The sequence below is a fragment of the Coleofasciculus sp. FACHB-712 genome, assembly GCF_014695635.1.
GTDB lineage: Bacteria > Cyanobacteriota > Cyanobacteriia > Cyanobacteriales > FACHB-T130 > FACHB-T130.
This window is the reverse complement of sequence record NZ_JACJOQ010000439.1, coordinates 1-10,256: the sequence shown is the minus strand read 5'-3', so window position 1 is coordinate 10,256 and position 10,256 is coordinate 1. Positions and strand designations below refer to the sequence as shown.

At 47.3% G+C, this 10,256-nt stretch carries 7 protein-coding genes; all 7 read left to right on the top strand.

Annotated elements, in window-relative coordinates; genetic code table 11:
* Positions 1-435 precede the first annotated feature (435 nt).
* Entirely contained in the window at positions 436-2,280 is a 1,845-nt protein-coding gene (locus tag H6F50_RS13580) for a fatty acyl-AMP ligase (RefSeq protein ID WP_190429102.1), read from the top strand.
* A gap of 77 nt (positions 2,281-2,357) precedes the next feature.
* Positions 2,358-4,166, top strand: coding sequence for an acyl-CoA dehydrogenase family protein (locus H6F50_RS13575; RefSeq protein ID WP_190429101.1), 1,809 nt, complete (start codon positions 2,358-2,360; stop codon positions 4,164-4,166).
* Positions 4,135-4,587 (top strand): acyl carrier protein, encoded by a 453-nt coding sequence (locus tag H6F50_RS13570; protein WP_190429100.1) that lies wholly within the window; start codon positions 4,135-4,137, stop codon positions 4,585-4,587. The genes H6F50_RS13575 and H6F50_RS13570 overlap by 32 nt, the downstream gene beginning before the upstream one ends.
* A gap of 187 nt (positions 4,588-4,774) precedes the next feature.
* Positions 4,775-6,238 (top strand): MBOAT family protein, encoded by a 1,464-nt coding sequence (locus H6F50_RS13565; RefSeq protein WP_190429099.1) that lies wholly within the window; start codon positions 4,775-4,777, stop codon positions 6,236-6,238.
* Positions 6,238-7,203, top strand: coding sequence for a hypothetical protein (locus tag H6F50_RS13560; protein ID WP_190429098.1), 966 nt, complete (start codon positions 6,238-6,240; stop codon positions 7,201-7,203). The genes H6F50_RS13565 and H6F50_RS13560 overlap by 1 nt, the downstream gene beginning before the upstream one ends.
* 61 nt (positions 7,204-7,264) lie before the next feature.
* A complete protein-coding gene (locus tag H6F50_RS13555; RefSeq protein ID WP_190429097.1) occupies positions 7,265-8,614 on the top strand; it encodes an NAD(P)/FAD-dependent oxidoreductase in 1,350 nt (449 codons plus the stop codon).
* 68 nt (positions 8,615-8,682) lie between these two features.
* A partial coding sequence (locus H6F50_RS13550) for a DCC1-like thiol-disulfide oxidoreductase family protein (RefSeq protein WP_190429096.1) occupies positions 8,683-10,256 on the top strand: 1,574 nt, incomplete at its 3' end.

Below are 10,256 nucleotides of genomic sequence, written 5' to 3'. Positions count from 1 at the left end.
CGTCTTTCGGAAACCAGCTTGTGCAAGAAGTTTTCATATTTGTAATTTAGATGACAGATTAATCGGACTTAACAATGAAATAACTTTACAAAATCTTTATAAAACTTTTTAGGTGCCATATCAAGAAAAGCAATGTAGGATAAGTTATTTACCGTATTTAGTCTGGAATTTAAAATATATTTTTTTAGTAAAGATTCGTAGAATTACTAGTCTTAAAGATAGACATCAGACCAAAATTGAAAAACTACCGAAAGGTTGATTTTTTTTTACTCAAGACCACTGTCTGTACCTTGCCAGATTGTTCAAGCTAGAAGCTTTTTTAAAGTCTGAACAAAAACAATAAAGAAGATGAATTGTAGTTCTTAACCTTGATATGTCAACTTTCTGGTGCCGCGACCACTTCTCAATAAAGCTAGTAAGTTTCCATTAGTACTTATGAACACCGTTACACCAAGCGATATTGATTCTTCTACAGCTCAAAATTTTTCTACCCTGGTTGAACTGCTGCGGTGGAGGGCACTCCAGCAGCCGGAAAAGGTAGCTTATACTTTTCTGATTGATGGCAAGAAAGAAGGTTCCCAGCTCACTTATGCTCAGCTCGATCGTCAAGCGAGAGCGATCGCTGCCTTGCTACAACAGCATAATGCCAGAGGAGAGCGGGCACTACTGCTTTATCCACAAGGTCTAGAGGTTATTGCCGCTTTTTGCGGTTGCTTATATGCCGGGACAATTGCCATTCCCGTACCCCCACCGGAAGCGGGGCGATTGAAGCGAACCTTGCCCAGACTGCAAGCGATCGCGAAAGATGCCCAAGCTTCATTGGTGCTAACCACCTCTGGCATTCTTTCCCTCGTTGAAGAGTACGACGAGAAAATTCCGGAATTTCAGGCAATGAGCTGGATTGACACCGAGCAGGTAGACCTGTCTCTGGCTGAGACCTGGCAAGATCCAGCCGTAACCAGCGATATGCTGGCCTATCTCCAGTACACCTCAGGCTCCACCTCCACTCCTAAAGGTGTGATGCTCAGCCACAGTAACGTAATGTTCCACTCAGCGAACCTCCAAAAAGCCTGTGGCTACACCCCGGACAGCGTAACTGTGGCCTGGATGCCTTACTTCCACGATTACGGACTGGTTGAAGGACTCATCCAACCTCTCTACAACGGTATCCCCTGCTACGTGATGTCGCCCTTCGCCTTTATCAAACGGCCATTCCACTGGCTCCAGGCGATTTCGCGCTACAAAGTGACCCATAGCCAAGGCCCTAACTTTGCCTACGATCAATGCGTGCGTAGGATTACACCAGAACAACGCGCCACCCTGGACTTGAGTAGTTGGCGTGCAGCAGGCAATGCCGCTGAGCCAATCAACCCCCAAGTTATGGAAAGTTTTTACGAAACCTTTGCACCATCCGGGTTCCAGTGGAATGCTTTTTGTCCTGCCTACGGATTGGCTGAGGCAACTCTATTAGTATCCTTCTCTGCACAAACCGCAACACCCGTTTTGTGCAATCTCGATCCGGCAGCACTAGAAAAAAATCGCATCGTTCCAGCCTCCAAAAATCAAGATATTGTACGAACAGTTGTCGGATGCGGAACTAAAGTGTGCGACACCAAGATAGCGATCGTGCATCCAGAGAAATTTACTCGATGTGCCGCTGATGAAGTCGGCGAGATTTGGGTGTCCGATCCTAGCGTGGCTCACGGCTACTGGCAGCGACCCGAAGAATCGGAACGCACCTTCCGGGCACGCATCGCAGATACAAATGAAGGGCCATTTCTACGTACCGGCGATTTGGGATTCTTAAAAGATGGCGAGCTATTTATCACGGGGCGCATCAAAGATTTAATTATCATCCGAGGCACCAATCACTATCCTCAAGATATTGAATGGACGGTGCAAGAAAGCCATGCAGCGCTTCGACCCGAACATGGCGCAGCCTTTTCAGTGATGGTGAATGGCGAGGAGCGACTGGTAATTGTCCAGGAAGTCGAGCGTCATACCCAGAATCTAGACACCAATGAGGTCATGGGAGCCATCCGTCAGGTGGTATCGGAACAGCACGAGCTACAGGTTTATGCTGTGGTATTGGTGAAGCCGGGAAGTATCCTGAAAACTTCCAGCGGCAAGATTCAACGTCAGGGTTGTCGAGCAGCTTTCTTAGCAGGAAGTCTAGATGTCGTCGCGGATTGGAGCGAAAATCCTCAAGCCACGGCAAAGTTTCAAAGTCTCAAGGGAGAAGTAGAATCCCTGTTGCAGAAAGTGCAAACTCCTAAATAGCGATTGGGAATTGGGAATTGCGAATTGCTTGCGATTACCCACACCGATAAGCCATTACCCATTACACGGAGAATTCAATGCATCAACTAAAACAGTACTGGGTCGCTGAAGCGCTCGAAAAGGACTTAGGCGATCCAACACAGCCGGAAAGCGTGATGTCTTTCAAAAGCGTCATGGAGCTGGACGAGCGCGAAGAATTTCCAGAAAAAGACGTTGAATGGCTTTATAACTGGAATCTTCATCACTACCACATCCCCGTGGAATACGGTGGAGAGCTGAAATCTTATGAAGAATTCGTCGCTTTTGTTAGAGTTTTGTCCAGACGTGACCTAACGACATCGATAACTTTTAGCACGCTTTTCTGGTCTGGTTTAGTTTGGATGGCAGGCACCCACGAACAGAAACAAAAGCTGGCAAAGTTTATTAAAGATAAACATGGTGCCATGTGTCTTGCTTATTCAGAAAGGGCACACGGAAGCGACCTAGTTGCTAGTGATGTGCAGGCAACTAAGGTTCCCGGTGGTTATCTGCTGAATGGGGAAAAATGGCCAATTAACCGAGCAACAATTTCTGGAATTTCAGTTGTGCTTGCCAAAACAAATGACACTGGCGGGGCACGTAGCTTGTCGCTGTTTGTTGTTGATAAAAGTGAAATCGATCCAGCGGGTTATTCCAATCTTCCTAAGATCAAGACTTTGGGAATTCGCGGTTCTGATATGAGCGGAATCCGTTTTGATAATTGCTTTGTACCTGAAGAAATGCGTCTGGGGCAAGAAGGAGCGGGTTTAGAATTGGGGCTGAAAGGCTTTCATCTAACCCGGACGTTGTGTGCAGCCTTTTCTTTAGGATCGGCGGATACAGCCCTGAGAACGGTGCTGAAGTTTTCTCTGGGACGGAAATTATACGGCAAAACGGTTTTCGATATTCCTCACCCCCGGACTACTTTAGTAGACGCTTTCTTAGATATTTTGGTCTGCGATTGTGTCACGATTGCGGGGGCAAGAAGTTTTCATGTCGCGCCGGAGCAATCTAGCGTTTCGTCTATCTTCGTAAAATATTTTGTGCCTATAACGGTTGAAAAGTTAGTTCAAAACCTTTCCGTAATTCTAGGGGCACGTTTCTATTTGCGCGAAGGTCACGATGAGGGAATTTTTCAAAAAGTTGTCCGAGATAATGCCATTATTAGCGTGTTTGATGGCAGTACGGTTGTTAACTTGCACGCGCTGATTTTACAGCTTCGTCAGATGGCGAAATACCGGGCGAAAAGAAATGCTGCCACTTATGAGGGATTGCGATCGCCTCTGGAAACCCGGTTTTCTCTAGAAGCACCGCTACCACCATGCGAACGGGCAAAATTTGAGCTGTTCAGCCGGGGATGCGATGATGTTTTACAAGGTCTGGAAATCTCTCTAGAACACTTGTATGACTTAAAGACAGATTCTAGCGTCGATGCTGAAGTGTTGCAGAAGCTGATAACACTGACAAGCGCGGTCCTCGAAGAACTCGACGCACAGGATGAATTCTTGGCAACCTCAGGCTTTGAATTCGGACACGATCAGTCTCCGGAGTTATTTGAACTCGCTAAGAAGTACTGCACGTTGCACGCAGCAGCAGCTTGCGTACATATGTGGATTTACAACCGAAAAATCTTGGGTGACTTTTTTGCAAAGGGTGAATGGTTGGCAATTTGTCTGAACAGACTCCTGATGACTTTTCGTCCTTCATCAGGTATTATTCCTAGCATTTACATCGAGAATGTTGCCCAAGAACTTCTCAAGCTTGACCGAGAAAACAAGATGTTTTCGATTGTCCCCCTCCAACTAGCCCAAGCCCAATCACCAGAGGAGAAAACCCATGCAGCTTCAGAACTCCAGCTCCAAGCCTAGTGAAGATTTAAGCAAAAACAATTTACAAGACGAGAATATGATTGTTGAAAACTCCCCTGCTGAAGCGATTCAATCCTGGCTAGTTACCAAGCTTTCTAAGCAACTTTCACTCAATGCAAAAACCATTGATGTCCGCGAACCTTTGACGCGCTACGGTCTGGATTCCATCGATGCTGTTACCTTAGTGGGCGATTTAGAAGATTGGCTAGGATGCGAGCTTCCTTCTACTCTGCTGTGGGATTATCCGACTATTGAAAAATCTGCTGAATACTTGGTTAAAGAGTTTGATGTCTCAGCGGCAGTGTCTCCAGTTGCGTCTAGCAATGTCAAGGATGCTAGTGACGATAAAACTGAAAAAGTAGAGGCATCTTCCAAGTCTTCTGGCTGGGGCGGTCTGTGGAACCGAATTAGCGGCAGCTAGAGTAAGATATCTGGTTGGTAATTGGGAATTGGGAATTGGTTAAAGATTTTATCGCTGTTGTGGTGACTGTAAATCTTCAACTTCGGACAAGGAAAGATAACCCATTCTTGATGACTAATTACCAATCGCTAAATACTCGATAAGATAATAACTTTTAAACCCTAAAAAATAGGGAGGAAACAGTCAATTGAATTTCTCTGATTTCTCCTTCTGGTGGGTACTTCTTCTGATCGGCGTTCCCTTCTTCACGGTTCGCTATATAGGCAAGTACCTGAACATTTGGCGAGATTACTTGGATAGCATCGGGTTGATGGCGCTGTCGCTGATGCTGTTTGTGAATGCGTCGCGCTCCAGCTTTATCATCTTCGCCTTTGAGATTATCTTTAACTACGTGATGGTGCGGCTGATGTTGCGCCGTCGAGGTTGGGAGTCGCAAGCGATCGCAGCAGTTGTGATCGGAATCGACGTCGCCATCCTTGCCTACTTCAAATACGTGAACTTCTTTGTGGAAGATGTTCTAGGACTATTTGTGGGGGGAGTTGCTGCGAGTTGGCAGCAGAGAGGCGGCATTCCTGGTGCAGGTGCAATTCCTCCAGGGATTTCGTTTTATACCTTCCAGATGGTTGCTTTTGTAGTGGATTCATTCAGAAGCAAAAATAAGCAGCCAATTGGAGTTGTTGATTACATCAACTTTGTTTCCTTCTTCCCGCAAGTCGTCGCTGGCCCGATTGAGCGCCGAGCTGACTTGTTTCCTCAAATTGAATCATTCCGCTTTAAGTTCTCCGTAGAAAACTTTGAGGACGGTCTCAAGTGGCTGTCTTTGGGCTTGTTTATGAAGTTGGTACTGGCAGATAACTTGTCGCCGTACATCAACTTGCAAGAAACAGGAAATGTCTGGCTGGTGTGGCTATCTATCTACTTGTTCACTCTGAGGATTTACTTTGATTTTGCTGGATATAGTTTCATCGCACTAGGTTTAGCTAAATTTGTAGGCGTTCAGCTAACGCTTAACTTCATCGCCCCTTACACTTCACCCAGCATCCAAGAATTTTGGCGTCGTTGGCACGTAACGCTAAGTACCTGGTTTAGAGACTACGTTTTCCTCCCCCTGATGGGCGCAAAGAAGCAGTGGGCTGCCTTCTATCTGTTCGTCACGTTTACGCTCTCAGGCTTTTGGCACGGAGCTGCTTGGAATTTCATCATTTGGGGTGCTTATCATGGCTTGTTACTGCTAGTTCTGCGATATGCGGGTCGCCCTTTTTACCGATTCGTTGGCGAACGCCTATTCATGCCTCAGTTCTTATCGTGGGCGCTAACCTTTGGTTCGGTGATGCTGGGCTGTCTGTTCTTCATGGAGTCAGATATGACTCGACTGGGACAGAAGCTGCAAACACTAGTGACGCCTTGGGCGTACTCGTTCTCAAATTTGGGAGCGGCAATGAGTTCCTTTAGTGCGAATGAGGGTGCGGTCTTAGTTTTGATCCTCTTTCTCACAACGGCGGAATTGTTCTTGGAACACCTCGCAGTTTGGCAAAAACGGACGAATGAATATGATTTGCTGTTATCCCCTTGGGTAACTCGCGTTCTGTTAGGTTTGACCATCTTGCTAGCTGCAAATACCCCTTCTAAATTTATTTACTTCGAGTTCTAATGTGGAAACCTCTAAAGCTTGCTAGTTGGATAGCGGTTGCTGGTTTAGCCTGGTCTGTTGGGTACCTCTACAACGTGCGCTACGGTGGAGAACTGAGCTGGCTGCGTGCTATGTACGAACGCAAGGTAGCGCTGGCAAGCCAAATTGAAGCACCCCACCGCCTTCTGATAACGGGTGGTTCTGGAGCGCACTACACGTTGAATACCAAGCTAATGGAGCAAGAACTCGGCATTCCCGTATTCAACATGGGGTTAGATGGCCCAATTGGTTTAGATGTCATCCTTCCGAGCGTTTTGAGTCAAGTTCGCCGGGGCGACATTGTGCTTCTGATTCCAGAGTACCTGCTGCTGTTGGATGAGGATGGGTTGGGCGATCGCTCTGGTTCGTTTGGGATGGCAATTGGACAGCCCGGTTTGGGAGGAATCCCTCCCAAACAGTTGGCTCTAGACGCAATGATGCTAGGGGTTCCGACTCTTAGAGGAATTACTAAGTCGAGCTTGGAGGTGATTGAAAAAGGAAAAATGACTGGCTACTACTCCGATCCGGTTGACGAACGTGGCGACCCTACCGTAACGAAAGAACGCGCTGGGAACTGGTGGCAGATGACATTTCAAGAACCCGTATCCAAACACGCGCTTCAGCGGATCGCTAAATTCCGTGAAGAAGTCGAGGCAAAGGGAGCAACTTTAGTTCTGTCATTGCCGTGGGTCTATGCGAACAGCAGCGACGAGAAGACGATTCGTAACGTTAAAAAGACGGCTGAGGAACTGAGCAAAATCGCTCCTTTGATCTACGAAAAAGACTCGTTGAACCTGAAGAGTGACTCTAACTTGTTCGCTGATACCCACTATCACCTGAAGCCGGAAGCCAGAACAATCCGGGCAATGGAGCTGGTTCAACAGCTAAAACCAGCGATCGCTCAGCAACTGACAGCGCCCAACTCCACGACCAAAGTGCCGCAATAGCGAATCGCTTTAGCCATTCGCGTTTGATATCAAGCTTATTTACCAAAACCCTGTCAATGATATGGACGGCAAGCTAGACGGTACAAAGCATCAAAGAAAGGTCAGTTCTACTCCCTCTGAATCTGGGAGCGCTACTCCCACCCGGATTTGCATTCTCGGTGGGGGCTTTGGTGGTCTTTACACTGCTTTGTACCTGCGCCGTTTTCCCTTACTCAAATCAAGTCGATGCGAAATTACCCTGGTTGAGCAAAAAGATCGCTTTCTCTTTACCCCCTTGCTATACGAACTGGTGACAGACGAACTGCAAGCGTGGGAAATCGCTCCTTCTTATCAAAAGCTATTAAGGAACACTAATATTCGGTTTTGTCAAGAGACGATTCAGGAGGTTAATTTACAAACGCGCCAGGTAAAGCTTGAATCCGGTGAGGCTCTCGCTTACGACTACCTAGTTTTAGCAGTTGGGGGAGAAACGCGCTTAGAGGGCGTTCCTGGAGCTGGCACTTATGCCCAAACCTTTCGCAGTTTGGCGGATGTAGAGCTTCTGAAACAACAGCTATACGAGTTTGAGCTTTCTGAGCAGGAACAAATGCGGATTGCGATCGCGGGCGCTGGTCCTAATGGCGTAGAACTCGCTTGCAAAATCGCTGACCGGCTACAGAAACGAGGGCAGGTACTGCTGATTGACCGGGGCAATCAAATTCTAAAAACCTTTTCCGCTCATACTCAAGCTGCGGCTCACCGTGCTTTATCAAGTCGTGGTGTGCGGGTAAAACTAGAAACGAGCATCCACCGCATTGAACCTGACCAAATTACCCTAGTTCGGGATGGTCAGATTGACACTTTGCCTGTAGATTTGGTATTTTGGACGGCTGGAACCCGGCAGCTCGATTGGGTGCGCGAACTTGATTGCCAGCATAATAACCAGGGACAACTGATTTCTTGCCCTACCTTACAATTAGTTGACTATCCAGAAGTGTTTGCTTTGGGGGATTTGGCAGAAATTTACAATCCCCGTGGCGCACGGGTGCCAGCAACCGCTCAAGCCGCTTTTCAACAGGCAGATTGTGCTGCTCGCAACATTTGGGCAGCGATCGCGGGCAAACGCTTACGGCGCTTCCGCTATTTGCACTTGGGAGAGATGGTGACGTTAGGAAAGGGTGCGGCTGCGGTTTCTAGCTTTGGTCTGAATTTAGAAGGGCGCTTGGCATCGATTACTAGACAAGTCGTTTACCTCCAGCGTCTGCCAACCGTGCCTCACCGCCTCCGAGTAGTGAGAAACTGGATTTATCAAGCGATTCGGCGGGTTGTTTTAACAGTCTGGAAGTGGCTGGCAGCAATCCGGCGGTTAGGGTCCAATAGTTTGGGAAAGCGGCGATTGGCGGCGAATTACTCCAGGCGATCTAAGTATTAAATTTAACAAACGGCAATTGCTTACTGCCGTTAACCATGAAAAAATTTTCCATCAAGGTCTAATGTTTTATGGCTTCTACTCAGCAAAAATCTAAAGCCATTTTTACTTCCAAGCTTGAGCAACTGTTTGGGTTAGACCTGCGATCGCTAGCCCTGTTTCGGATTGGTTTGGCGCTGGTTGTTCTTGCCGATTTAATCATTCGGGCGGGGGATCTGACAGCACATTATACAGATGCTGGAGTGATGCCGCGATCGCTACTAACTACTATCTTAAAACCTTGGTATTGGTCAGTTCATGCGCTGGGCGGTCAAACCTGGTTTCAAGCCATTCTATTTTTGCTAGCTGGATTTGTGGCTTCAGCGCTATTGGTGGGATACCGAACCCGGTTAGCAGCGATCGCAACTTGGGCGCTGATGGTATCTCTCCACAACCGAAACCCAGCTTTGATTTTCGCGGCGGATGATGTAATTCGTGCGCTGCTTTTCTGGGCAATGTTTTTGCCCTTGGGTGCTTATTACTCGATTGACAGTGCCCTAAATACATCTACCCAAAAATTACCCAAGCGCATCCTCTCCGGTGCCACCCTAGCACTGACGCTACAACAATGCTTTATCTACATCTTTTCGGCGGCTTTTAAAGCGAAGAGTCCACTTTGGTGGCCTGATGGCAGTGCGGTTTACTATGCTTTGAGTTTCGACCAATACGCAACACCCTTTGGTCAATTCCTACTTAGTCTGCCTTCTGCACTTTTAGTCTTGCTCACCTTTAGCGCCCTGTGGTTGGAAACTCTTGGTCCCCTGTTACTCTTCGTTCCCGTCCGTACCAGCTTTTTCCGCTGCTGTGCAGTTATCTCGTTTATCCTCTTACATATCGGTTTCGGATTGTCGTTTGTGCTGGGGATTTTCCCATTTCTCAGTACAGCTAGCTGGCTAGCTTTCATCCCGACGGAAGTTTGGGACTCGGTATCTAAGCGGCTGTATACTCCAGAACGAGCCGGACTCCAGATTTACTACGATGCCGACTGTGGCTTCTGCAAGAAGGTTGTCCACCTGATTCGCACTTTCCTGATATTGCCTGCACAGACGCCACTGCTCTTAGCTCAGGACGATCCCTCGATTTTTGCAGATATGCAAGCGAAAAATTCTTGGGTAGTGGTGGATTGGCAAGGAAACAGGCATTTTAAGTGGGAAGCGATCGCTTACGTTTGTAGTTTATCCCCAATATTTAAGCCACTGGTTCCCCTTCTCAAATGGGGGCCTGTGATGTCTGTAGGAACGAAATTTTACGAGACAATTGCATCTAACCGCAGGGCTGCTGGTAACTTTACAAAACCCTTCAAGTTCCGTCCCCTTGAAGTACGTTTTTCGCGACCGATGAATATAGTGACGTTACTCTTGCTAGCTTATGTCACTATCTGGAACTTCAGAAGTTTTGCTCCTGAGAAATTTAATCGAAAAGCCTTAAATTCGATTGACTGGATTAGCCGAATTTTGAGGGTAGATCAATCTTGGAGTATTTTTGCCCCCGCTCCCCCCAGAGATGATGGTTGGCACGTAATCCCTGGCAAGCTGAAAGATGGAACTGAAGTTAATGTTTTGAGAGATGGGGAGCCTGTAAGTTGGGAAAAGCCGAGTCGGAAGAG

What these genes read in the sequence shown, in the direction of transcription:
- H6F50_RS13570 (WP_190429100.1), top strand. Translation starts at nt 4,135, where the DNA reads ATGCAGCTTCAGAACTCCAGCTCCAAGCCTAGTGAAGATTTAAGCAAA.
- H6F50_RS13555 (WP_190429097.1), top strand. Translation starts at nt 7,265, where the DNA reads ATGGACGGCAAGCTAGACGGTACAAAGCATCAAAGAAAGGTCAGTTCT.
- H6F50_RS13560 (WP_190429098.1), top strand. Translation starts at nt 6,238, where the DNA reads ATGTGGAAACCTCTAAAGCTTGCTAGTTGGATAGCGGTTGCTGGTTTA.
- H6F50_RS13575 (WP_190429101.1), top strand. Translation starts at nt 2,358, where the DNA reads ATGCATCAACTAAAACAGTACTGGGTCGCTGAAGCGCTCGAAAAGGAC.
- H6F50_RS13580 (WP_190429102.1), top strand. Translation starts at nt 436, where the DNA reads ATGAACACCGTTACACCAAGCGATATTGATTCTTCTACAGCTCAAAAT.